This is a genomic window from Porphyrobacter sp. THAI-01a (genome assembly GCF_056868655.1).
This window is the reverse complement of sequence record NZ_CP180579.1, coordinates 71,260-94,447: the sequence shown is the minus strand read 5'-3', so window position 1 is coordinate 94,447 and position 23,188 is coordinate 71,260. Positions and strand designations below refer to the sequence as shown.

General features: G+C 67.7%; 23 protein-coding genes. 12 read left to right on the top strand and 11 right to left on the bottom strand.

Going from position 1 to position 23,188, the window contains the following annotated elements; translation table 11 throughout:
- Window positions 1-48 precede the first annotated feature (48 nt).
- The 6 genes from sucC (at window position 49) to ACMX37_RS00420 (ending at window position 6,092) form a co-directional block, all read left to right on the top strand.
- Window positions 49-1,248 (top strand): ADP-forming succinate--CoA ligase subunit beta, encoded by a 1,200-nt coding sequence (gene sucC, locus ACMX37_RS00445; protein WP_483147013.1) that lies wholly within the window; start codon window positions 49-51, stop codon window positions 1,246-1,248.
- Between the two features lie 168 nt (window positions 1,249-1,416).
- A complete protein-coding gene (locus ACMX37_RS00440) occupies window positions 1,417-2,166 on the top strand; it encodes an electron transfer flavoprotein subunit beta/FixA family protein (protein WP_088912779.1) in 750 nt (249 codons plus the stop codon).
- Between the two features lie 24 nt (window positions 2,167-2,190).
- Window positions 2,191-3,120 carry an electron transfer flavoprotein subunit alpha/FixB family protein gene (locus ACMX37_RS00435; protein ID WP_483147012.1) on the top strand — a complete coding sequence of 310 codons (930 nt, stop codon included), beginning with the start codon at window positions 2,191-2,193 and terminating at the stop codon, window positions 3,118-3,120.
- A gap of 71 nt (window positions 3,121-3,191) precedes the next feature.
- A complete protein-coding gene (locus ACMX37_RS00430; RefSeq protein WP_483147011.1) occupies window positions 3,192-4,064 on the top strand; it encodes an energy transducer TonB in 873 nt (290 codons plus the stop codon).
- Window positions 4,065-4,246: 182 nt separating this feature from the next.
- Window positions 4,247-5,104 carry an energy transducer TonB gene (locus tag ACMX37_RS00425; RefSeq protein ID WP_483147010.1) on the top strand — a complete coding sequence of 286 codons (858 nt, stop codon included), beginning with the start codon at window positions 4,247-4,249 and terminating at the stop codon, window positions 5,102-5,104.
- Between the two features lie 112 nt (window positions 5,105-5,216).
- Entirely contained in the window at window positions 5,217-6,092 is an 876-nt protein-coding gene (locus ACMX37_RS00420) for an energy transducer TonB (protein ID WP_483147009.1), read from the top strand.
- A gap of 6 nt (window positions 6,093-6,098) precedes the next feature.
- Here the strand turns inward: ACMX37_RS00420 and ACMX37_RS00415 are convergent, their stop codons facing one another.
- The 6 genes from ACMX37_RS00415 to ACMX37_RS00390 form a co-directional block, all read right to left on the bottom strand.
- Window positions 6,099-7,391: a DUF445 domain-containing protein gene (locus tag ACMX37_RS00415; protein WP_483147008.1), complete on the bottom strand. Its 1,293-nt coding sequence runs from the start codon at window positions 7,389-7,391 to the stop codon at window positions 6,099-6,101.
- A 47-nt stretch (window positions 7,392-7,438) separates the two neighbouring features.
- The gene (locus tag ACMX37_RS00410) at window positions 7,439-10,960 is read right to left on the bottom strand and encodes an efflux RND transporter permease subunit (RefSeq protein WP_483147007.1); all 3,522 of its coding nucleotides are present in this window, start codon (window positions 10,958-10,960) and stop codon (window positions 7,439-7,441) included.
- 78 nt (window positions 10,961-11,038) lie between these two features.
- Entirely contained in the window at window positions 11,039-12,229 is a 1,191-nt protein-coding gene (locus ACMX37_RS00405; RefSeq protein WP_483148434.1) for an efflux RND transporter periplasmic adaptor subunit, read from the bottom strand.
- A 195-nt stretch (window positions 12,230-12,424) separates the two neighbouring features.
- Complete coding sequence (locus tag ACMX37_RS00400) at window positions 12,425-12,697, bottom strand: GlsB/YeaQ/YmgE family stress response membrane protein (RefSeq protein ID WP_483147006.1); 273 nt, start codon at window positions 12,695-12,697, stop codon at window positions 12,425-12,427.
- A gap of 123 nt (window positions 12,698-12,820) precedes the next feature.
- Window positions 12,821-13,120, bottom strand: a complete 300-nt coding sequence (gene sciP, locus ACMX37_RS00395; protein WP_483147005.1) for a CtrA inhibitor SciP — start codon at window positions 13,118-13,120, stop codon at window positions 12,821-12,823.
- Window positions 13,117-13,566, bottom strand: coding sequence for a hypothetical protein (locus ACMX37_RS00390; protein WP_483147004.1), 450 nt, complete (start codon window positions 13,564-13,566; stop codon window positions 13,117-13,119). The genes sciP and ACMX37_RS00390 overlap by 4 nt, the downstream gene beginning before the upstream one ends.
- Window positions 13,567-13,709: 143 nt before the next feature.
- Between ACMX37_RS00390 and mnmA the strand changes: the two genes are divergently transcribed.
- Window positions 13,710-14,894: a tRNA 2-thiouridine(34) synthase MnmA gene (mnmA, locus tag ACMX37_RS00385; protein WP_483147003.1), complete on the top strand. Its 1,185-nt coding sequence runs from the start codon at window positions 13,710-13,712 to the stop codon at window positions 14,892-14,894.
- 109 nt (window positions 14,895-15,003) lie between these two features.
- Here the strand turns inward: mnmA and ACMX37_RS00380 are convergent, their stop codons facing one another.
- Window positions 15,004-15,351, bottom strand: a complete 348-nt coding sequence (locus ACMX37_RS00380; RefSeq protein WP_483147002.1) for a hypothetical protein — start codon at window positions 15,349-15,351, stop codon at window positions 15,004-15,006.
- A 35-nt stretch (window positions 15,352-15,386) separates the two neighbouring features.
- Between ACMX37_RS00380 and ACMX37_RS00375 the strand changes: the two genes are divergently transcribed.
- Together ACMX37_RS00375 and ACMX37_RS00370 are read left to right on the top strand one after the other, a co-directional pair.
- Window positions 15,387-16,526: a serine hydrolase domain-containing protein gene (locus tag ACMX37_RS00375; RefSeq protein WP_483147001.1), complete on the top strand. Its 1,140-nt coding sequence runs from the start codon at window positions 15,387-15,389 to the stop codon at window positions 16,524-16,526.
- Between the two features lie 45 nt (window positions 16,527-16,571).
- The gene (locus ACMX37_RS00370) at window positions 16,572-17,051 is read left to right on the top strand and encodes a hypothetical protein (RefSeq protein WP_483147000.1); all 480 of its coding nucleotides are present in this window, start codon (window positions 16,572-16,574) and stop codon (window positions 17,049-17,051) included.
- A 6-nt stretch (window positions 17,052-17,057) separates the two neighbouring features.
- On the opposite strand, the gene ACMX37_RS00365 is transcribed toward ACMX37_RS00370, so the two are convergent.
- Both ACMX37_RS00365 and pdxH read right to left on the bottom strand, forming a co-directional pair.
- On the bottom strand, window positions 17,058-17,852 hold the full coding sequence (locus ACMX37_RS00365; RefSeq protein ID WP_483146999.1) for a PhzF family phenazine biosynthesis protein: 795 nt from the start codon (window positions 17,850-17,852) through the stop codon (window positions 17,058-17,060).
- Between the two features lie 9 nt (window positions 17,853-17,861).
- Window positions 17,862-18,518 carry a pyridoxamine 5'-phosphate oxidase gene (gene pdxH / locus ACMX37_RS00360; RefSeq protein WP_483146998.1) on the bottom strand — a complete coding sequence of 219 codons (657 nt, stop codon included), beginning with the start codon at window positions 18,516-18,518 and terminating at the stop codon, window positions 17,862-17,864.
- 122 nt (window positions 18,519-18,640) lie between these two features.
- On the opposite strand from pdxH, the gene ACMX37_RS00355 reads away from it, so the two are divergent.
- The 3 genes from ACMX37_RS00355 to fabI are packed head-to-tail and all read left to right on the top strand — an operon-like array spanning window position 18,641 to window position 21,329.
- Complete coding sequence (locus tag ACMX37_RS00355; RefSeq protein ID WP_483146997.1) at window positions 18,641-19,612, top strand: DnaJ C-terminal domain-containing protein; 972 nt, start codon at window positions 18,641-18,643, stop codon at window positions 19,610-19,612.
- Between the two features lie 22 nt (window positions 19,613-19,634).
- The gene (locus ACMX37_RS00350; protein WP_483146996.1) at window positions 19,635-20,516 is read left to right on the top strand and encodes a YihY/virulence factor BrkB family protein; all 882 of its coding nucleotides are present in this window, start codon (window positions 19,635-19,637) and stop codon (window positions 20,514-20,516) included.
- A gap of 6 nt (window positions 20,517-20,522) precedes the next feature.
- Entirely contained in the window at window positions 20,523-21,329 is an 807-nt protein-coding gene (gene fabI, locus ACMX37_RS00345; RefSeq protein ID WP_483146995.1) for an enoyl-ACP reductase FabI, read from the top strand.
- 5 nt (window positions 21,330-21,334) lie between these two features.
- Here fabI and ACMX37_RS00340 read toward each other — a convergent pair whose 3' ends face one another.
- Window positions 21,335-22,135 (bottom strand): class I mannose-6-phosphate isomerase, encoded by an 801-nt coding sequence (locus ACMX37_RS00340; protein WP_483146994.1) that lies wholly within the window; start codon window positions 22,133-22,135, stop codon window positions 21,335-21,337.
- A complete protein-coding gene (locus ACMX37_RS00335; RefSeq protein ID WP_483146993.1) occupies window positions 22,132-23,175 on the bottom strand; it encodes a mannose-1-phosphate guanylyltransferase in 1,044 nt (347 codons plus the stop codon). The genes ACMX37_RS00340 and ACMX37_RS00335 overlap by 4 nt, the downstream gene beginning before the upstream one ends.
- Between the last annotated feature and the right edge of the window lie 13 nt (window positions 23,176-23,188).

Below are 23,188 nucleotides of genomic sequence, written 5' to 3'. Positions count from 1 at the left end.
GCGCAGACAAACCTCTCCCCAGGATTTGCTAGAAGGGATCGATACGCCATGAACGTCCACGAATACCAGGCCAAGGAACTGCTCGCCAAGCACGGCATCGCGGTGCCGGCCGGCCATGCCGCCCTCAGCGTCGAAGAAGCGGTGGAAGCCGCCAAGAAGCTGCCGGGGCCGCTCTATGTCGTGAAGGCGCAGATCCACGCCGGCGGGCGCGGCAAGGGCAAGTTCAAGGAACTCGGCCCCGACGCCAAGGGCGGCGTGCGCCTCGCCAAGAGCCTCGATGAAGTGCGCGCCCACGCCGAGGAAATGCTCGGCAACACGCTCGTCACCATCCAGACGGGGGATGCGGGCAAGCAGGTCAACCGCCTCTACATCACCGACGGCGTCGACATCGCCAAAGAATACTACCTCTCGCTGCTGGTCGACCGTGCCACGGGCCGCGTGGCCTTCGTGGTTTCGACCGAAGGGGGCATGGACATCGAGACCGTGGCGCATGACACGCCCGAACTGATCACCACCTTCACCGTCGATCCGGCGCAGGGCTTCCAGCCCCACCACGGCCGCGCCGTGGCCTTTGCGCTGAAGCTCCAGGGTGATCTCAACAAGCAGGCGCAGAAGCTGGCCAAGCAGCTCTACGACGCCTTCCTCGCCACCGATTGCGAGATGCTGGAAATCAACCCGCTGGTCGAAAGCGAAGACGGCAAGCTGCTGGTGCTCGACGCCAAGATGAGCTTCGACGGCAACGCCCTCTACCGCCACCCCGACATCGAAGCCCTGCGCGACGAGACCGAGGAAGACCCGGCGGAAGTCGAAGCAAGCGAATACGACCTCGCCTACATCAAGCTCGACGGCAACATCGGCTGCATGGTGAACGGCGCGGGCCTCGCCATGGCGACGATGGACATCATCAAGCTGAATGGCGCTTTCCCGGCGAACTTCCTCGACGTGGGCGGCGGCGCCACCACCGAGAAGGTAACGGCGGCCTTCAAGATCATCCTCAAGGACCCGGCGGTCGAGGGCATCCTCGTCAACATCTTCGGCGGGATCATGAAGTGCGACGTGATCGCCAACGGCATCGTCCAGGCGGCCAAGGACGTGAACCTGCAGGTCCCGCTGGTCGTGCGCCTCGAAGGCACCAATGTGGCCGAAGGCAAGGCGATCCTCGCCAATTCGGGCCTCGCGATCGTGCCCGCCGACAACCTCGGCCATGCGGCGCAGAAGATCGTTGCCGAGGTGAAGAAGGCCGCCTGATCGGAGGCTTTCGTTCACATAGTTCATACTGTGCGCAGTTCGCTGCGTATCAACTTTGCCAAGTCCTACAGCGGCCCGCTTCGCTTGACGTTTACGTAAACGCAAGCTAGGCGGGCGGCCAAGGCGCTGAAGTGCGTCACGTGATTCTTTGAGAGGAAGGACAAGCCCATGAAGATCCTCGTCCCCGTCAAGCGGGTGATCGACTACAACGTCAAGCCGCGGGTCAAGGCCGACGGCACCGGCGTCGACCTCGCCAACGTCAAGATGAGCATGAACCCGTTCGACGAGATCGCGGTCGAGGAAGCCATCCGCCTCAAGGAAAAGGGCGCGGCGACCGAGATCGTTGCCGTCAGCATCGGCCCGGCCAAGGCGCAGGAAACCCTGCGCACCGCGCTCGCCATGGGTGCCGACCGCGCGATCCTCGTCGAGACCGAGGAAGAGGTCGAGCCGCTGGCCGTCGCCAAGATCCTTAAGGCCATCGCTGACGAAGAAGCTCCCGGCCTCGTGATCCTCGGCAAGCAGTCGATCTCGGACGATTCGAACCAGACCGGCCAGATGCTCGCCGCTCTCATGGGCCGCCCGCAGGGCACCTTCGCCAACACCGTCGAAGTCGAGGGCGACTCGGTCACCGTGAAGCGCGAAGTCGACGGGGGCTTGCAGACCGTGAAGCTCGCGCTGCCCGCGATCGTCACCACCGACCTGCGCCTCAACGAGCCCCGCTACGCCTCGCTGCCCAACATCATGAAGGCCAAGCAGAAGCCGCTCGCGACCAAGACCGCAGCCGATTACGGCGTCGACCTGACCCCGCGCCTCAAGACGCTGAAGGTGCAGGAACCCGCCGTGCGCCAGGCCGGCGTCAAGGTCGCCGACGTCGCCGAACTGGTCGGCAAGCTCAAGACCCTCGGCATCGCCGACTAAGGCTTCAGACAAGGAACCCAAGAGATGAAGACTCTCGTTCTCGTCGAACATGACAACACCCGGGTGCAGGATGCGACGCTGGCTGTCGTCACCGCCGCATCGAAGCTCGGCGAAGTGCACCTGCTGGTCGCCGGCCACAATTGCGGCGCGGTCGCCGAGGCTGCCGCCAAGATCGCGGGCGTGGGCAAGGTCCACGTCGCCGACGACGCGGCCTATGCCAACGGCCTTGCCGAAAACGTAGCGCCGCTCGCTGCCGAGCTGATGGGCCACCACGACGCCTTCCTCGCCGCAGCCACCACGCAGGGCAAGAACGTCGCCCCACGCGTCGCCGCCCATCTCGACGTGATGCAGGTCTCCGAGATCCTGTCGGTCGAAGGCCCCAAGACCTTCACCCGCCCGATCTACGCCGGCAACGCCATCGCCACCGTCGAATCGACCGATGCCAAGCTGGTCCTCACCGTGCGCGGCACCGCCTTCGAGAAGGCCGCAACCGAGGGCGGTTCGGGCACCATCGAGGCCGTCAGCGGCCCGGGCGATGCCGGCACCTCGAGCTTCGTCAGCTCGGAAATCGCCAAGAGCGAGCGTCCGGAACTGACCAGCGCCAAGATCATCGTCTCGGGCGGCCGCGCGCTCAAGGACGCGGAAACCTTCGAGGCGACCATCACCCCGCTCGCCGACAAGCTCGGCGCCGCCATCGGCGCGAGCCGCGCGGCGGTCGATGCGGGCTATGTCCCCAACGACTATCAGGTCGGCCAGACCGGCAAGATCGTCGCCCCGGAAGTCTATTTCGCCATCGGCATCTCGGGCGCGATCCAGCACCTTGCCGGGATGAAGGACTCCAAGGTCATCATCGCCATCAACAAGGACGAGGACGCCCCGATCTTCCAGGTCGCCGACATCGGGCTCGTCGGCGACCTGTTCACCGCCGTGCCGGAACTCACCAACGCGCTCTAAGCGTTCGATTACAATCTACTTTATCTTCAAAGAAACCTCCGGCAGTCTCACCTGACTGTCGGAGGTTTTTCATGGCCCGGTTGGTTGCTGCTCTTGCCGCCACTGCCATCGCAGCCGCGCCCGCAGCCGCGCAGGCAGAAATCATTCTCGCGCCGATCGAACCATGGCGCGCATCTTTCAACGACGGCCTGTGCCGCATGGAGAGGACCTTTTCGGCATCCGGGATTGCGCACGTTCTTGTTCTCGAGCAAGTTGCACCCGGCGACGTTCTCGACATCGCTTTGGCCGGACCCTCGTTGGCTGGAATCAGCCAGGGCAAGCCACTCCGTCTGCGGTTCGGCGAACACGATCCCGGGACCGAACAACTGCCGCTCGTGGCGGAACAGGGACCACTAGGCCATTTGGTCATTCTAACCGATGTCACACCCGGTGCCGCGAGCCCAAGCGGTAGGGGGTCAATCAACGCCGGGCCCGTTCGACCGGGCATCGATCTCGAGGCGATACCCGGCGCGGACCGCATTGCAATGGCGCAAGATACCCTTCAGATCACCTTGGAAACCGGCGCACTGACAGATGCGTTCCTCGTTCTGAACGAATGCACTGCGCAGATCATGGTGGCGTGGGGCCTGAATCCAGCAGTGCAGAATTCCTTGCAGCGGGGATCATTCCCGGATCGACCGCGCCGCCTTTCCGAAACGATCCTTGATGGATATCCGCAGGGTGCAGTGCAGGACAATCGCGGGGGCACGGTCAGAGCGGCTGTCCTTATCAATGCGTCCGGCGCACCGACCGACTGCAAGATCATTGCGACTTCAGGCTTCGCAGACCTGGACAGGGCGGCCTGCACGGGCTTGATGAAGGGTCGCTATGCGGCTGCCCTCGATGCAGACGGCAAGGCTGTCGACTCGTTCTGGACGACGCGCATCACCTTTTCTCCCGGCTAGGACCCATTCGAATCGTCAGGAAATGTAGTCCCATCCCTACCAGGTACCGCAGATGCGGAGGAACTGGAGGTCGCGGTCCACGGCGCCCTCGATCTGGTTATGGCGCTACAACCTGTTCATCTCAAATGACTTTACTCCTACGCAAACCCGCGGCATTTTCCCTCCATCAACGGAGGTTTCCCATGGGTCGCACCATTCGGATTTTCGTGCCGCTGCTGCTCGCCGCCCTTCCGGGGGTGGCCGCCGCGCAGACCGTGTCGCTTTCGCCGAACGGCGCGTGGCAGCGCGAGAGCGACGGGGACCGCTGCCGCATCAGCCGGGTGTTCGGCGTGGGGGATGCCCGCCACATCCTGATGCTGGACCGCATGGCGCCGGGTGACCGTGTGCACCTCACGCTCGCCGGACCGGCCATCGGCGACTTCACCGACGAAGCCCGGGCCGAACTCGATCTGGCCGACGCCGCGCCGCCCATGCGGGTGAGCCCGCTGCTGGGCGAGGTGGACGGGTTCGGCACCGGACTGAAGCTGACTGGCATCGACCTCGCGCCGGGCGGGGCGGAGCCATCGGCGACCGAGGGGGTCGTCACGCTCGCGCAGCGCGGGCAGAGGCTGCGCCTTCAGACGGGCGTTCTGGGCGAGGTGGTCGCTGCGCTCGACGATTGCGCGCGAGGCCTGGCGGCGGGCTGGGGGCTTGATGTGGCTCAGCTCGACGAGGTGACGAGCGGGCCCCGGTTGCTCAACCGCGCCGCCGTGCGCCGCGGCATCGGCAACTCCTTCGCCGAGCACTGGCGCTGGTATTCCCATACCGACGGGATCGCCCATGTCCGCGTGATCGTGAACGAGGCGGGGCAGCCGGAGGATTGCACCGTGGTCTACGGCACCACCGGCGCCGCGCCCAACGACCGCGCCTGCCGGATCATGCGCAAGGCCCGCTTCGCGCCGGCGCTCGATACCGAGGGCAAGCCGGTCCGCGCCGCCTACTCGGCGAGCTTCAAGGACCGACGCCGGAATGCAAGCTCCTTCGGGATTGCCGGAGATTGAGCTGAACGCAGCGGCGGCAGGTCTGACGGGAGCGGCGCAAGCGCTTCGTCGCAAAGGACTTTATTCGGTAACAGGGCTGCGGCACGATTGCCTTCCCTGCCGGAGGTTCCCCATGCATCGCACGCTTGCCGCCCTTGCCGCCCTCGCCGCTGCCACCTCGCCCGCACTGGCGGCCGAGCCGGTCGTGCTCCAGCCGAACGGTGCGTGGAACCTCGATTACGCCGACGAGAAATGCCTGCTCACGCGCCTCTTCGGCGATGGCAAGGACATGCATTTCCTCGCCTTCCAGCAATACTGGCCCGCGCCCGAGGCGGGGGTGACCGTCGCCGGCCCCGGCTTCGACCGCTTCCGCAGCCTCGCGCGCACCGATGTCCGCTTTTCCGAGGCGCAGACGCCCTTTGCGACCACCCCCTTCACGGGAACGGTCGGCAGCTACGGCCCGGGGGTGATCTTCTCCAACCTCCGGCCCGACCGGGGCGAGCCCGAGCAGAACGTCACCGGCGAGACCGGCAAGCCGGGCCTGCCGCAGCTGGACCCGGCGCTGGGCAAGCAGGCGGTGTTCCTCGAACTCGCGCAGGGCGGGCGGACGGTGCGGCTCGAGACCGGACCGATGGACGCGGCCTTCGCGGCGCTCAATGCCTGCACGCTCGACCTGCTGCGCGACTGGGGGCTGGATCCCGAGCGCCACCTCACGGCGCAAAGCGGGCCACGCTGGCTGAACGAGGAGGCGCTCACACGCCGGATCGTCGCCAACTATCCCCGCGATGCGCGGATGCAGGGCGAGCAGGGGATCATGCGGATGCGGGTGATCGTCGCCGCCGACGGGTCGGTGGAAAGCTGCACGATCATCAGCGCGACCAAGACCGAGCGGCTCGAGAGCCCCGCCTGCGAGGTGATGGCGCGTGCAAAGTTCGATCCGGCGCGGGATGCCAGCGGAACCCCGTTCCGCTCGCTCTACGCGACCTCGATCACCTACCGGATGCGGTGACGGGGCCTAGAGCACCGTCGTAAGAAAGTGCAACGTCATGCCGACGAGCCCGCCCACAAGCGTGCCGTTGATGCGGATGAACTGGAGGTCGCGGCCCACCGCGCCCTCGACGCGGCCCGTTATGGTGGTGGCGTCCCAGCGTTTCACCGTCTCCGACACCAGCCGCACGATCTGGTCGCCATAGCGGGTCGCCACGCCCACCATCGTGCGGCGGGCGAAGCGGTTGATCTGATGCTGGAGCCGCGCATCCTGCTGGAGCGCCTGCCCGAGCTCGGCGAGCATCGCACGCATTTCCTCGCCCATCCCGCTTTCGGGATCGCGGGCGCGGCGGATCAGCGACTGGCGGATGCGCTCCCACACCCCGGTCCACCACACCGCCACGGCGGGATTGGCGATGAGATCGCGCTTCATATCCTCGACCTTGGCACGGGTCTCGGGGTCGTGCTGCAGGTCCTGCCCGAGCTTCGCCAGCCCTTCCTCGATCTTGGCGCGCAGGGGGTGGTCGGGGTTCACCAGCACCTCGGCGAGCAGCTTGTAGAGCCCGTCGAGCACGCTGGAGGAGATGGTCTTGTCGATCCCCGCCCAGCGCAGCACGCCCGACACGCGCTGGTGGATGATCTCGCGCAGGGTCTCCTCGTTGTCCTCGATGGTCAGGCCCGCCCAGCGCACGAAGCCGTCGATCAGCGGCTGGTGGCGCTTGTCGACCATCGCGCTCTCGATCATCCGGCCGGCAAGCGGGGCGATGTCGAGCTTGGCGAGCTGGCTTGCGAGGCCGCTCCGCACCTGATTGCCGAGCCGGTCGGGATCGAGCGATTCGAGCACCTCGGCGAGCAGCTCGGCCGCGCCGCTGGTGATGCGCGAGCGTTCGTCCTGCCCGCCCCGTCCTGGTGAGCCCGCGAGGAACTCGCCGACCGCCTTGGCGACGTTCATCGCCGACATGCGCCGCGCCACCACCGCCGGCGTGAGGAAGTTCTCGCGCAGGAAGGCAGCCATCGTGTCGGCGATGCGGTCCTTGTTCTCGGGGATGATCGCGGTGTGCGGGATCGGCAGGCCGAGCGGATGGCGGAACAGCGCGGTGACGGCGAACCAGTCCGCCAGCCCGCCCACCATCGCCGCCTCGGCGAAGGCGTTGACATAGCCCCAGGCCGGATGGCCGGTGAGCGCGAGGCCGTGGGTGGCGATGAAGATCACCGCCATCGCGGCGAGCATGCCCGTCGCCGTCCAGCGCATCCGCTTCGCGCGGTCGACCGTGAGCGGCTGGCCGCCGAAGGTCAGGGGCCTCGAGAGACGCGTTGCCATGAGAGCGGCCTTAGCCCGCTTGGGGCCGGTCCGTCACCCCTTTCCCGTCACTCGGCCGGCTCGCCGCCCGCCGGACGGTTGGCGAGGCCCGGGAAGGGCAGCTCTGGCGTGCCTTCGATGCCGCGGATCTCGTCGCCCGGCTTGTAGGTCAGCAGGCGCGAGCGCAGCCACGGCCCCACGCGCTTCTCGAACCCGTCGGCAAGGCTGAAGCCGGCCGGCACGATCAGCAGCGTCAGCATGGTCGAGAGCACCAGCCCGCCGATCACCACGATGCCCATCGGCTGGCGCCACGCCCCGTCGCCCGAGAGCGAGAGCGCCACCGGCACCATCCCCGCCGTCATCGCCACGGTCGTCATCACGATCGGCTGGGCACGCTTGTGCCCGGCATCGAGAATCGCCTCGAGCTTGCCGACGCCCTTGTTCATCTCCTCGATCGCGAAGTCGATCAGCAGGATCGAGTTCTTGGACACGATCCCGAGCAGCAGCAGGATGCCGATATAGACCGGCATGGATTGCGGCTGGCCGAGCAGCCAGATCAGCAGGATCCCGCCCAGCGGCGCGAGCGCGAGCGAGGTCATGTTGACCAGCGGGCTCATCAACCGCTTGTAGAGCAGCACCAGCACCGCGAAGACCAGCAGCACGCCCGCGATGATCGCGATGATGAGGTTGGTGATCAGCTCGGCCTGCCATTCCTCCTCGCCCACCACGTCGCGGATCACGCCGAGCGGCAGGTCCTGGAGCACCGGCAGGGCATCGATCTGCGCCTGCGCCTCGCCCTTGAGCACGCCCGCGGCAAGATCGGCGCCCACCAGCACGCGGCGGTTCTGGTTGTAACGCTGGATCGCGGTGGGGCCCGAACCGAAGGTGATGTCGGCCACCCGGCTCAGCGGCACCGATCCGCCATTGGCGAGCGGGACGGGAAGGTTCTCGATCGTGCGGAAATCGGTGCGCGCCTCTTCCGACAGGCGCACCACGATCGGGATCTGGCGATCCGACAGCGAGAAGCGCGCCGCGTTCTGCTCGATCTCGCCCAGCGTCGCGATGCGGATCGTCTGCGACAGGGCGGCGGTGGTGACGCCCAGTTCGGCGGCGATCTTGTCGCGCGGGGTGATGATGATTTCCGGGCGGTTGAGGTCGGCGCTGATGCGCGGGGCGACCAGCGACCTCAGGCCCTTCATCTCCTCCACCAGCCGGGCGGCGGTCTGGTCGAGCAGCACGGGATCGGACCCTGCGAGCATCACCGTCATATCGCGGCCCGAGCCGAACCCGCCGGACTGCGACTGGAAGCGCACCCGGGCATCGGGGAAGCGCGCCAGTTCGGGCGCCAGCTCGCGCTCGAACTCGATCGAGGTGCGCTGGCGGTCGTCGCGCAGCTTGAGGAAGATCGACGAGGTGTCGCCCAGCCGGATGCGTTCGAGCAGGCGCTCGACCTCGGGCTCCTGGCGGAGGCGGTTGGCGACGGTGTTGACCACCCGCTTGGTCTCGGCGAGCGTGGTGCCCGGGACCATCTCGATCTCGACCCGGCTGTTCTCGTCGTCGATCGTCGGCTGGAACTGGCCGGGGATCTGGCCGAACAGCACGATGGTGATCAGCAGCGAGAACCAGCCGATGCCGAGCATCCACACGCGGTGGTCGTAGAAGCGCGCGGTCATCCAGCGGGTCGCGCGGGCAAGGCCGCTGTCGCCGCGGGCAGGTGCCTCGATCGCCTTGAAGGTGAACAGGGCGGCGAGGAAGGACAGCAGCGAGACGAGGAGGATGATCACCACCTCGAACACCTTGGCGACCAGCTTGTGTGCAAACGCGTTGGTGTCGGCTTCGACGGCGCTGGCGATTTCCTTGTGGACGCCCAGCCCGACCAGGCCCTTCCACGCGCCGGTGACCGAACCGCTCGCCAGCTCGAACATCGTCAGCGCCGGGACGATGAGCAGCGCGATCACCGTCAGCAGCAGCGCGGGCACGTAGAGCGCCCGGCGGCGCGGCCCCGTCAGCCCGGCGCGGCGCACGGCCATGCGGCCAGTGTCGAGCGTCCAGGACAGCACGCGCATATAGGCGTCGATCGCCGGCCCCTCGCCGTGTTCGGCGTGGCCCTTGGACTTGAGGAAATAGGCCGCCATCAGCGGCGTGATCATGCGCGCGACGGCGAGCGACATCAGCACCGCGACGACCACGGTGATCCCGAAGTTCTGGAAGAACTGGCCCGAGACGCCCGGCATCAGGCCCACGGGGAGGAACACCGCGACGATGCAGAAGCTGGTGGCGACCACAGGCAGGCCGATCTCGTCGGCGGCATCGATCGAGGCCTGGTAGGCGGTCTTGCCCATCCGCATGTGCCGCACGATGTTCTCGATCTCCACGATCGCATCGTCGACCAGCACGCCTGCCACCAGCGCCAGCGCCAGCAGCGAGAGGAAGTTCAGGTTGAAGCCCAGCAGGTCCATGAACCAGAAGGTCGGGATCGCGGACAGGGGGATGGCGACCGCGCTGATGAAGGTCGCGCGCCAGTCGCGCAGGAACAGGAACACCACGACCACGGCCAGCACCGCGCCTTCGACCAGCGCCCACATCGAGGACTTGTACTGGCTGCGGGTGTAGGTCGTGCTGGTCGAGAACTTGATGAACTTCACGCCCGGGTTCTCGGCCTCGATCTTGTCCATCTCTTCGAGCGCGGCATCATAGACCGCGAGGTCCGATGCGCCGCGGGCGCGGTTCATGAGAAAGTTCACGACCTCCTTGCCGTTCACTTCGCTGATCGAGGTGCGTTCGGAATAGCCGTCGCGCACCTTGGCGATGTCGGCGACGCGGACGGTGCGCCCCCCGCCGAGCTGGATCTGGGTTTGCGAGAGCTGGTAGGCGGTGTCCGAATTGCCCAGCACGCGCAGCGACTGGCGGGTGCCGCCGATCTCGGCGAGGCCGCCGGCCGCATCGAGGTTCGACTGGCGCAGCGCCGCGTTGATCTGCGAGGCGGTCACGCCGAAGGACTGCATCTTGGCCGGATCGAGGATCACCTCGATCTGCCGGTCGACCCCGCCGATGCGCTGGACCTCGGCCATGCCGTCGATCTTGAGCAGCCGCTTGGCGACGGTGTCGTCGACGAACCAGCTCAATTGCTCGAGCGTCATGTCGTTGGCCTCGACCCCGACATAGCCGATCGGCTCGCCCACCACGTTGACCTTGCGCACCTGCGGCTCGAGGATGCCGTCCGGCAGGCTCCCGCGCACCCCGTCGATCGCGGTCTCGACCTCGTTCACGGCCTCGATCAGGTCGGTGCCGATCTCGAACTCGACGAAGGTCTGCGAACTGCCCTCGCGCGCGGTCGACTGGAGCGAGTTGACCCCGGCAATCGAGCGCAGCGCGCTCTCGACGCGCTGGGTGATCTGGTTCTCGATCTCGGTCGGCGAGGCGCCGGGCTGCGCGATCTGCACGATCACCGCCGGGAAATCGACATCCGGGTTGTTGGTCACGTCCATCCGCATGAAGCTGACGATCCCGGCGATCAGCAGGCCGGTGAAGAACACCAGCGGGATCACCGGGTTGCGGATCGACCAGGCCGAGATGTCGCGGAGTGCCATGATGTTCCTGCCTGTTGTTCGCCGTTCTCGGCTGTCCCCGGGGAAGCTACGCGGCGAACCGCGGCGGGGATGGATGCCTTACTTCTTCAGGGGCTGCGGATTGACGGATTCGCCGGGGTTGAGGAACCCGCCGGCGCGCAGCACCACGCGTTCGGTGCCGTTCAGCCCTTCGGTGATGGCGATGCCGTTGGCGGTGACCGCGCCGGTCTTGACCGGACGGCGCACGGCCTTGTTGTCCGCGCCCACGACATAGACGAAGCTGCCCTCATCGTCGGCCAGCACTGCGCTTTCGGGCAGCACGGTCGCGCTGAAGCTGCCGCTGTTGATGCGGGCGGTGGCAAAGCCGCCGGGGCGCAGTTCGGGGGCGAAGCTCAGCGCGATGCGCGCGGTGCCCTGGCGGGAGGTCTGGTCGATCACCGGCGCGATCTGCCACACCTGGCCCGAGAAACGCTGGTCCGACCCGGCCGGCGTGATCGTCGCCATGGTGCCGACCGAGAGCTTGGCGAGCTGTTCTTCCGAAAGCTGGGCCAGCATCTCCATCTCGCCGCCGCTGGCGATGGTGAACAGCGCGGGGGTGCCCGCACCGACGGTCTGGCCGGGCTCGACCGCGCGCGAGAGGACATAGCCGGTCGCAGGCGCGAGGATGTTGAGCCGCTGGTTGCGCGCGCGCTGCTCGGCGAGCTGCGCCTGCGCGACCTTGACCCGTGCGACGGCCGCATCGCGGGTCGCGGTCAGGCGGTCGACATCGGCCTTGGAGACGAAGCCGCGCGCCACCAGTTGCAGCGCACGGTCGAGATTGGCCTGGGCGAGATTGGCATCGGCCCGCGCGACCTCGATCTGCGCGGCCTGGGCCTCGGCCTGCTGGACCTGCACCGAGCGGTCGATCACCGCCAGCACCTGCCCCTGCTGCACCCAGTCGCCCGCATCGACGGTGACGCGCACCACCTGCCCGCCCTCGCCGACCACGCCGACAGGCATCGGGCGGCGCGCGGCGAGCGTGCCGGGTGCCTCGATCTCGCCGGCGACCGTGGTGCGGCCGGGGGTGACGACCGTCACCGAGGGGGCCTGCGAATTGTCGTCGTCCACCGCCACGGGCTCGCCGCCCGCCAGCGCGAACCACGCGGCCACCGCCAGCAGCAGGGCAAAGAGGCCAAGCCCGCCGACGATCAGCCAGCGCGGGATCGCCGGCGCGGCGAGCGTCCGCGCACCGGCATACTCGGTCGCAACCCCATCTGCGGCATCGGCCCTGATCGTCGTCTCGTAATTCATCGCCTGCGTCCTCGCTCGGGCAAGGGTCACGCGGCGCGCGCCCTGCCCCCGAGTGTATTACTCGTATAAGTCACCAAGAGCAACGGCTGATAGAATAGCAGGTGCTGCACTGCAATGCGCGCATCGACCGGTGACTTTCAGCCTAGACGAAGGACAGGCGCGCCAGGTTCCCCTCGAACCGGGTTCAGGCGCGATTCAGCGCATCCGGCCGCGCTGCATCAGGTTGAGGATGCCGAGCAGTATCACCGCGCCGACAAGCGCGCCGAACACCCCGGACCAGTCCGGCGGCCAGGCGCCGATCCGCCCGCCGCCGAGGATGAAGGACAAAAGCCCGTTGCCGATGAACGAACCGACGATCCCGACGACGATATTGGCGATGATGCCCATCGAGGCATCGCGCTTCATCACCAAGCTGGCCAGCCAGCCGATGACGCCGCCCATCACGATGAACCAGATGAATCCCAGCATTCCGGTCTCTCCCCGTTCCGGCCGCGCCACCAAGGCGCGCCCCCGCGCGAGGAATGTGGCACGAATCGGCAGCGGCCCGCAACGCCGAGGCGCTGCGGGCCGCTTTCCGATGCCGGGCGGCAATCAGTACTTGAGCTGGCGCTCGTAGAGGTCGCGGTAGTGCTGGATCTTGGTGACGCGCAGCCCGTGCATCCCCGACCGGTCGACCGCGCGCTGCCACGAAGCGAATTCCTCGAGCGTCAGGCCATAGCGCGACAGCGCCTCGTCGAGCGTCAGCAGCCCGCCGTTGACGGCGGCCACGACCTCGGCCTTGCGCCGCACCACCCAGCGCTTGGTGTCGGGAGAAGGCAGGTCGGCGAGGGTCAGCGGCTCTCCGAGCGGGCCGATGACCTGTGCGGGGCGGATGTCCTGGTTCTCGATCATTTCGTGTCTCTCGCATCGCCACGGGGCGCGTCGGAGGAAAGTCCTGCGGCGTGACCCGGGCGGTTCGCATCGTTGCGGGCGACAATGGCACCCGGAGCTTTCAATTGCCCTAAAGCATCATGGTTAAGTTCGGGTTCGCTATCGTCGAGCAGCGCGAAATAGCTCGCCGCAGCATCGCCGAAGCTGGCCGCGACCGCCTCGATCGGGGCCTGCGCCTCGCTGCGCAACAGCAGCCGCAGGTCGCGCGCGGCATTGAGGCGGGCGGTGAGCTCGCTCCACTCGAGCGCGCGCATGGCATCGCCCGCGCGCCGCGCCGGACGGGCGACGAATCGCTCGTCTCCCGCGACACCGGCCAAAGTGCGCAGACGCGCCCGATCCTCGGCGGTAAGGCCGCCGGAAGGAGCGCCGGAGCGCGCATGAGGGGGCTTGGCTTTCTCGAACATCATCGCCCCTCCTAACCCGAGTGCGTCAAAATCCGGTAAAACTGCCATTTACTCCGGCTTAGGATTAGTGCGGGCGGGTGCGGCAAGGGAGGAGGGCGCGGCGCACTGGCGAAGCGGCCAGGGCATCGCTATATGCGGCGCCGCTCATGGACACCCCCGCCCTTCTCGACACCGGCCCGGTCGCCGCTCCGCCGCTTGATGCCGAAAGCGCCGCCGCGCTGTTCGATCTCCCGCGCGCCGCGCCCGAATGCCGCATTGTCGTGGCGATGAGCGGCGGGGTCGATTCCTCGGTGGTCGCCGCCCTCGCCCACGCCAGCGGCGCGGAAGTGATCGGCATCACGCTCCAGCTTTATGACTATGGTGCCGCCACGGGCCGCAAGGGCGCGTGCTGCGCGGGCGACGACATCCGCGATGCGCGCGCGGTCGCCGACCGGCTGGGCATCGCGCATTACGTCTTCGACCACGAAAGCGCCTTCCGCGAGGAAGTGGTCGAACAGTTCGCCGACGAATATCTCGCCGGGCGCACCCCGGTGCCCTGCATCCGCTGCAACATGGGGCCCAAGTTCACCGACCTGTTCCGCATGGCGCGCGAGCTGGGGGCGGATTGCCTCGCGACCGGGCATTATGTGCGCCGGGTGACGGGGGCTGACGGGGTCGAGCTGCACCGCGCCCACGATCCGGCGCGCGACCAGTCCTACTTCCTCTACGGCACCACCGAGGCGCAGCTCGACTACCTGCGCTTCCCCCTGGGCGGAATGCCCAAGCAGGAGGTGCGCGCGCTGGCCGAGGCGGCGGGGCTGCGCAATGCGGCCAAGCCGGATTCGCAGGACATCTGCTTCGTGCCCGACGGCAATTACGCGAAGATCGTCACCAAGGTCCGCCCCGAGGGCGCGGCTCCCGGCGCGATCGTCCATGCCGCCACCGGCGCGAAGCTGGGCGAACACAAGGGCATCGTGCACTTCACCGTCGGCCAGAGGAAGGGCCTCGAGATCGGCGGGCAGCCCGAGCCGCTCTACGTGATTGCCCTCGATGCAGCATCGCGCGAGGTGCGGGTCGGGCCCAAGCGGATGCTCGCCGTGAATGCCGCGCGCCTCACCGAAACCAACCGCATCGGCCCGGTGCCCGACGCGCCGCTGACCGCGAAGGTCCGCAGCCTCGCGAAGCCCGTGCCGGTGACGCTCGAAGGGGAGCTGGGCGACGGCGCGGCGGTGACGATCCGCTTTGCCGAACCCGAATTCGGCGTCGCACCGGGACAGGCGGCGGTGATCTATGCGGGCGAGCGCGTGGTCGGCGGCGGCTGGATCGACACGACCGAGAAGGTCGAAGCCTAGTTCCCGGACCCGCTCGTCCTGAGCTTGTCGAAGGACCGTCCTACTTCTTCGAACAGAGCAGCAAAGAAATTCCGGCCCTTCGACAAGCTCAGGGCGAACGGAGACTTACCTAGCTCTCGTAGGGCTCCAGCACGCAGCCATAACCCTTGCGGTAGGTCGCGGTCGCCTGCGCCACCAGCGGGAAGCGGGCGGTGACGCTCTTTGTCTCCACGTCCTCGACCAGCGTCACGGCCTCCATGCCCGGCAGCTTGTCCTTGGCGCAATCCTCGAGACTGCGCCCGGCGACGAAGCGGCACGAACAGGCGACCCGGGCCGAATAGGCCGAGGCGATGCTGCCGTAGCCGTTGATGGGCTCGCGGAAGGCCCAGGCCGTCCCGGCAATCCCCAGCGCGAGGATCGCGAGCAGCCACAGGCCCCAGCGCGGACGGGAGGACGAGCCTGCGGGTGATTTCGCCATTGCCAAGCCTTGTTGCTTCGGGAAATGAGGGCGCGATGACCCTGCCAGCCGCCGTCCTTAACCGCGCGACCTGCCTCGCGCCAGCCCTGCTGATGCTTGCCGCCTGCGGTGCCGCTCCGCCGGCCGAGACCCCCCTCGGCGAGGCCGCGCTGGGGGCGGTCACGGCGGATGCGGGCGCGCCCAAAGACCAGCTCGCGCGCGAGATCGACGATCTCTTCACCGCTCCTGGCGTGGGCGAGACCCGCGCCGTGGTGCTGATGGCCAACGGGAAGATCGCCGCCGAGCGATACGGGCCGGGCTACGACAAGGACACGCGCTTCGTCAGCTGGTCGATGGCCAAGACCGTCACCGGGGTGCTGATCGGGATGCTGGTGTCCGACGGCCTGCTGGCGCTCGATGCGCCCGCCCCCGTCCCGCTGTGGCAGCGCCCCGGCGACCCGCGCGCCGAGATCACCGTGCGCCAGCTGCTCCAGATGCGCTCCGGCCTCAGGCACACGGAAAGCGGCGATCCGCCCTACGAATCCTCCGAGGTCCGCATGATCTTCCTCGACGGGCGCGACGACATGGCGCGCTGGGCCGAGGAGCAGCCGCTCGAGGCCGAGCCGGGCAAGCAGTTCGAATATTCGAGCAACACCAGCGTGATCCTCGCCGACATCGCCGCGCGGGCGCTCACGACGAGCGACAAGCCCGAGGCCCGGCGGAAAGCAGTGGCGGATTATCTCCAGCAGCGCCTGTTCGCACCCCTCGGGATGGACAGCATGGTGCCCGAATTCGACGCCAGCGGCACGCTGATCGGCGGCAGCCTGATGCACGCCACCGCCCGCGACTGGGCCAGGTTCGGTGAGATGCTGCGCCTCAAGGGCCGCGCCCCGGGCGGCGAGCAGCTCGTGCCGCAGCGCTGGGTCGAGGCAATGGTGACACCCAGCCCGGCGCGGGCCAATTACGGCTTCCAGATCTGGCTCAACCGCAAATTGCCCGAAGGCGAGGAGCAGCCCCTGTTCCCCGATCGCGCGCCCGCCAGCCTGTTCTCGCTGATCGGGCACGTCGGGCAATATGTGCTCGTCTCGCCCGAGCAGCGCGTGACTCTGGTGCGCCTCGGCCATTCGAACAGGGAGGAGCGCAAGGCAATGCTCCAGCAGGCGGCCGACGTGCTGGAGCTTTATCCCCTGCGCTGAACCGTGCTAACCTGCCGCTCTCTGAATATACGAGGGGGGCAATTCATGGACTACGAAGAAGGCGTCGATGGTGGCGGTGGCAGTGACATCGAAGCCATCGTCACACTGGGGATCGAACCACAAGAGGGCGCGCGCAATGCCGCCGGCTGGGCGGGCTGGGAGGTAAAGCGCACGCGCTCCTTCGCCTCGGCAAAGGAAGACTGGATCGACACCAAGAAGCTGCTGGGGCGCTACCGCAATCCCAGACTGGAACTCGCGATGACGCGCGAGGGCGATGTCTACACCGGCTCATGGACCTTCTCGCTGGAGGTCAAGATCGGCCCCTACCGGATACACAAGGACGGCAAGGTCGTCCTTCAACTCCTCAGCGGAAGCACCGTGCTGCTGTCGGTGAAGGCGCCGGGCTTCGCCCGGGCCTGCGGCGACTGGCGGACCGAAAGCTGGTCGGGGAGCCTGACCCCGGAGCAGTTCGACGCTCTCAGCGGCGTCAGCGGGACGGGCGACGTGGAGCTCAGGCTCTGCTGATCGCGGTCAGAGCCTGAACAGACCCTCGACCACGGTCACGCAGGGGCCGCCGAGCCACGCCCTGTCGCCGTCGAGGCGCAGGGTGAGGTCGCCACCGCGCTGCGAAGCCTGGTGCGCGGTCAAGCTGTCGCGCCCCAGCTTCTTCGCCCAATAGGGCGTAAGCACCGCGTGGGCGGAACCGGTCACGGAGTCCTCGTCCACCCCGCCGCCGGGCACGAAGACGCGGCTGACGATGTCGGTGCTATCGCCCGGCGCGGTGCAGATGAACTGGTCGGTACCCAGCGCCCCCAGCCCGCGAATGTCGGGATTTAGCGCGCGGACCTGAGCCTCGTTTGCGAACAGGAAGATGTTGTAGCGGCTGTCGTTGCGCCACACCTCCAGCGGCTGCGCGCCGAGCAGGGCAACCGCCTCGGGGTAGTCACGCGGGGCGGTCGGGATGGCGGGGAGTGCCAGTTCGTAGCCATCACCGGCCCTGACCACCTCGAGAATGCCCGACTTGCGGGTCCGGAAGGTGATCCGCTCGCCCCCGTCGCGCTGCAAGAGGATGTGCCCGCTCGCCAGCGTCGCATGACCGCACAGGGCGATTTCGTATGTGGGGGTGCACCAGCGCAGCTCCCAGTCCGCCGCTCCGGTGGTATCGCGCACGACGAAGGCGGTCTCCGCAAAGAGGTTCTCGCCCCCGATCTTCACCAGCACGTCATCGGGCAGCCACTCGTCCAGCACCATGACCGCGGCCTGGTTGCCGCCGAAGGGTTGCGCGCTGAAGGCATCGACGTGCCAGTAGGGGATTGTCAGGGGCATTGGGGGGCCTCAGGGATAAAGCAGCGTGTCGGACCACGGCGCGTCCGCGCTGTCGCGGGTGAATTCGCGGCGGTCGTGCAGCCGGTTGTCGCGGTCGATCCAGAACTCGATGCGGCGCGGGCTCAGGGTGAAGCCGGTCCAGTGCGGCGGGCGGGGAACCTTGCCCTCGGCCTCGTGCGCGGCCCAGATTTCCTGCACCCGGTGGATATAGGCCTGCCGCTCGGGCAGGGGACGCGACTGGTCGCTGGCGGCGCTGCCGACCTGGCTCTTGTAGGGGCGCGAGTGGAAATAGGCGTCGGCGCGCTCGGGCGAGACCTCGATGAGCGGGCCCTCGATGCGGATCTGGCGGCGCAGGCTCTTCCAGTGGAACAGCAGCGCGGCCTGCATGTTGGCGCGGATCTGCCCGCCCTTGCGGCTCTCGGCATTGGTGAAGAAGGTGAAGCCCCCCCCGGCTATCTCGCCCCTGCCATGACCCTTCAGCAGCACCATCCGCACCGAGGGCGCACCCCCGGGGGTGGCGGTGGCGAGCGCCATCGCGTTGGAATCGTTGATCTCGCCCACCTGCGCGGCGGCGAACCATTCCTCGAACAGTTCGAAGGGATCGGCCCCTGCCGGCAGCACGCTGTCGGCCAGCTGGGCATCGTCGAGGGGGGTGGAAGTGCTCATGCGCGTAGGTCCTTGCTGATCCGCGCCGGGACATAGGCGCGCCAGGCCGGCGATGAAAGTGCAGGACATGCAATTTCGCCCGCGGCTTGCGCGAGGCCGCTGTCTCACCTAGCTAATACGCCATGCGCGACCCTTACAGCACTCTTGGCGTTCCCCGCACGGCGTCCGAGCAGGACATCAAGAGCGCCTATCGCAAGCTCGCCAAGGAGCTGCACCCCGATCGCAACAAGGACAATCCCAAGGCCGCGGAGAAGTTCTCCGAGGTGACCCGCGCCTATGACCTGCTTTCGGACAAGGCCAAGCGCGCGCAGTTCGACCGCGGCGAGATCGATGCCGAGGGCAATCCCGCCAATCCCTTCGCCGGCATGGGCGCGCGGCCCGGCTACAGCCGCGGCAGCTATGGCGGCGGGCCGGGGGGCAGCGATTTCGGCGGGTTCGGCGGCGACGACGTCGATCTCGGCGACCTGTTCGAGGGCCTGTTCGGCGGACGAAACCGCCAGCAGGCGCCCCCGCGGCGCGGCTTCGGCCGCCAGCCCCCGCCGCCCCCGCCCAAGCGCGGCGCCGACATCCAGTACCGCCTTGCGGTGCCCTTCGTCGAGGCCGCCGCCGGGCGCGACCAGCGCATCACCCTCGCCGACGGCAAGGCGATCAGCCTGAAGCTGCCCGCCGGGGTCGAGGACGGCACGATGATGCGCCTCAAGGACAAGGGCCACCCCGGCCCCGGCGGCAATGGCGACGGGATCGTGATGGTCGAGGTCGGCTCCCACCCCTTCTTCCGCCGCGAGGGCGACAACATCCGCATGGACCTGCCGATCACGCTCGACGAGGCGGTGCGCGGAGCCAAGGTCAAGTGCCCGACCGTGGACGGCGCGGTGATGCTGACGATCCGGCCGGGCAGCTCGGGCGGCACGGTGCTGCGCCTCGCCGGCAAGGGCTGGACCAAGAAGAACGCCAAGCTTGTCGACGGCAAGCACGAACGCGGCGACCAGCTGGTGACGCTGGAAATCCAGCTCCCTGCCGACCTCGGCCCGCTGACCGAACGGCTCGAGGGCTGGATCGACACGGCCCGGCCAAGGGAGAAGTTCGGCCTGTAGCGGCCGGGCGCAAGGCATCATCATGGGCGACACCCCACCCCCCTCCACCCCGCGGTCCCGTTTCTGGGCCGTGGTCGGACAGGTTGCGAGCGACACCTTCAACGACGGGTTCATCCACGCCGGCAATCTCGCCTATCTCGGGATGCTGGCGATCTTCCCCTTCTTCATCCTCGGCGCGGCTCTGTTCGACCTGATCGGCGGGCGCGACAATGCCGAGACGATCATCCTCTCGGTCGCGCAGGCGATGCCGCAATCGGTGGCCGAAACCATCGTGCCGGTGGCCGAGGACGTGATCTACGCCCGTTCGGGCTGGCTGCTGTGGGCCGGCGGCGCGGTCGCGCTGTGGACCGTGTCGAGCCTGATCGAGACCATCCGCGACATCCTGCGCCGCGCCTACGGGGTGCGCAGCGTGCAGGCCTTCTGGCGGACACGGCTGCTGTCGGCCGGGCTGATCCTCGCCGCGGTGGTGGTTCTGATGCTGTCGCTGTTCGCGCAGGTGATGATCGGCGGCGCGCAGGAGGTGATCGCTGCCGCCTTCCCCCAGCTCGGCGAATGGATCGGCACGCTGCGCCTGTCGCGGATCGTGCCGACGCTGGGGCTGGCGGCCTCGCTGTGGGTGCTGTTCGTCACCCTCACCCCGCCCGCCTTCCGCGGCCGGCGCTGCCCGAAATGGCCCGGCGCGCTGTTCACGACGCTGTGGTGGCTGGCGGTGGCCGCGGCGCTCCCGATCGTGCTGCGCAGCGTCTTCACCTATGATCTCACCTATGGCAGCCTCGCCGGAAGCATGGTGACGCTGCTGTTTTTCTGGCTTGTCGGGCTCGGCCTCGTTATCGGCGCGGAACTGAACGCGGCGCTGGCGCCCGACGGGCTGGACAGGCGCGCGGGCGAGGCAAGCGAGGAGTAGGCGTAGATGAACGGGTTGATGGCAGGCAAGCGCGGTCTGATCATGGGGCTCGCCAACGACAAGTCGCTGGCGTGGGGCATCGCAAAGAAGCTGGCCGAACAGGGCGCCGAACTCGCCTTTTCCTACCAGGGCGAAGCACTCGCCAAGCGGGTGATCCCGCTCGCCGCCGAACTCGGCAGCGACTTCACCTTCGAATGCGACGTGTCGGAGATGGAATCGCTCGACGCCGCCTTCGCCACGCTCAGGGAGCGGTGGGAGACGATCGACTTCGTGGTGCACGCGATCGGCTATTCCGACAAGAACGAGCTGCGCGGCAAGTATGTCGACACCAGCCTCGAGAACTTCCTCAACACCATGAACATCTCGGCCTATTCGCTGGTCGCGATCGCGCAGCGCGCCGCGGCGATGATGCCGGAAAGCGGGGGCGCGATCCTCACGCTGTCCTATTACGGCGCCGAGAAGGTCGTGCCGCATTACAACGTCATGGGCGTCGCCAAGGCGGCGCTAGAGACCAGCGTCAAGTATCTCGCCAACGACCTGGGGCCGCGCAATATCCGCGTCAACGCGATCAGCGCCGGCCCGATCAAGACCCTCGCCGCGAGCGGGATCGGCGATTTCCGCTACATCCTCAAGTGGAATGAATACAACGCGCCGCTACGCCGCAACGTGACCATCGAGGATGTCGGCGGTGCGGGGCTCTACCTGTTGTCCGACCTGTCCTCGGGCGTGACGGGCGAGACCCACCATGTCGATGCCGGCTACCATGTGGTCGGCATGAAGCAGGAAGACGCGCCGGATATCGCGCTGTCCTGAGGGTTTCAGGCTGCTCGAACGAGCAGTGTCACTTCGGCGCCAGCAAAGTCGATCCCGGCGATGTTGTCGGCATAGAGGCACTCGCCCGGACCTGCGCAGGCAATGCCGCCATCGGCACGTACCTCGCCGGCGAGCGGCAGAGCCATTAGCGGGCCGGTGAAGCCCTCCCGCGTCGCAGCATCGGGCTCACCCTCTACCCGGTCCAGCCGGAAATGCGGTCCGTCAACCAGCACCTGACCGGCAGCTATGTTGCGCGTGTGCTCTGGGGCGTAGGGCTTGAGATCGGCCACGGCCAGCGCCCGCTCGAGATGGAGTTCGCGCGGGCGGCCATAGTCAAAGAGGCGGAAAGTGGTGTCGGAGTTCTGCTGAACTTCCACCAGCGCGAGACCCGGTCCGATTGCATGGACCGTGCCTGCGGGCAGATAGAAGAGGTCGCCAGGGCGCGCCACGTGCCACGTCATCAGACGCTCGATCGAACCGTCTTCGGCAGCTGCGGCGATCTCCTCGACGGTCATCTCGCGTTCGAACCCGATGGCGAGGCGAGCATCCTCTTCGGCGTCCAGCACCAGCCAGCATTCCTCCTTGCCCGCTTCGCCCGGCAGGGCCTGCGCATCGGAGGGGTGCACCTGCACCGACAGCTTTTCCGACGTGAAGAGATACTTGACCAGCACCTGCGGAAGTTCGGGTGGCGGCTCGAACCAGATCTCGCCGATCCTTTCGTCTGCGGGAGCGGCGAAGGGTGCGGGCAGCCTGTCGCACCCCCACACCTTGGCGACCATTCGTGTCTCGAGCCGACGCGTGCTCATTGGTTCGCAGCTCCCGGCAGCTTGCCGACTGCCTGCGCACCCTCGCGGGAGACGACCAGCACCTCGCCTTCGGACACGATGATGCAGATGTCGGTGAGGCCGACTGCTGAAATGCGCGGCCCATCAGTAAGCGCCAGCACACCGCGGCACTGGGCGAGATCGACCGTTCCGCTGCGCACGACGTTACCTGCCGCGTCGGCCCGATCCGCCAGTGCATCGCCGAGGGCGGCCCAGTTGCCGATGTCCGACCAATTCATGTCGGCCGGCACCATTGCAGCATTGGCGGTGTTCTCCATGACCGCGTAGTCGACCGAGTCACCCTCGATGGCCGCGAAGGGCTGTGCCGCCGGATGGAAACGCCTGCCCTCCTCGCGACCCGCAGCCACGGCCTCTGCCACCCGTCGCGCCATGTCCGGCCGGTGCGTGGCAAGCTCTTCGAGCAGCTGTCCGGCACGGAAGGCGAAGATACCGCCATTCCAGCTGTAGTTGCCGCTGGCGATGTAGGCTTGCGCGGTGCTGATGTCAGGCTTCTCCACGAAGCGAGCAACACGATAGCCGCCGAGCAGCGGCTCGCCGCGCTCGAGATAGCCGTAGCCGGTCTCGGGCCGGTCAGCAGCGATCCCGAAAGACACAAGATAGCCACTCCGTGCAAGTTCGGCCGCGGCAATCGCGGCGGCCCTGAAGGCGGGAACGTCGCCGATGTGGTGATCGCTCGGGCAGACCAGCATCACCGCTTCGGGCGGAAGCAGGGCTGCGGCGAGCGCGATCGCGGGGGCGGTGTTGCGCCCCACCGGCTCGATCACCAGCCGCGCGCCGGGGGCGTCGCCCAACTGGGTCTCGATCAGATCCGCATGGGCTGAACCGGCAACCACCATCGGCGCGGCGAATGTCGTAGCGTCGGCCACGCGCGCCACTGCTGCCTCGAACAAGGTCTCCTCGCCCACAAGCGGCAGAAAGGGCTTCGGGCGCGCCTTGCGGCTCAGCGGCCACAGCCGAGTTCCGCTACCGCCGCAAAGGATAACCGGATGAATCATCGCCATGTCTTATGCACCT